Source organism: Janthinobacterium sp. LS2A, assembly GCF_036543145.1.
Taxonomy (GTDB): Bacteria; Pseudomonadota; Gammaproteobacteria; order Burkholderiales; family Burkholderiaceae_D; genus Janthinobacterium; species Janthinobacterium aestuarii.
The window spans coordinates 1-334 of the sequence record NZ_JAZHPB010000033.1; the positions used below are offsets into that span (position 1 = coordinate 1).

The window sequence follows — 334 nt, forward strand, 5'->3', positions numbered from 1 at the left end:
AGCTTTGGTGTTGGTGGCGATGTTCGACAAGTTGGTGTTGACGTGGTCCAGACGGTTAGCCGTCGCGCCCAGTGCCGAACGTACGGTGCTGACGCTGTCGATGGCGGTAGCCAGCAGGCCGATGGAGGCGTTGGCACTGCTGGTCAGTTCGCTGGCGCCGGTCGAGGCGGCCGACGAGAAGTTTTTGCTCAAGCCGTTCAGGGCCGTATTCAGCGAGGCCAGGTTGGTCGATACATCGAAGCTCATTTTCTCGGTCGAGCTTGCGCCGATCTGGAAGGTCATCGAGGTCGACAAGGTGCCTTTGGTTGCGGCGCTGCCATCGCCCAGCAGTGCT

General features: G+C 61.1%; 1 protein-coding gene. It reads right to left on the bottom strand.

Going from position 1 to position 334, the window contains the following annotated elements:
• On the bottom strand, window positions 1–334 hold a 334-nt coding region (locus V3C40_RS28280; protein WP_331779168.1), incomplete at both ends, for a flagellin.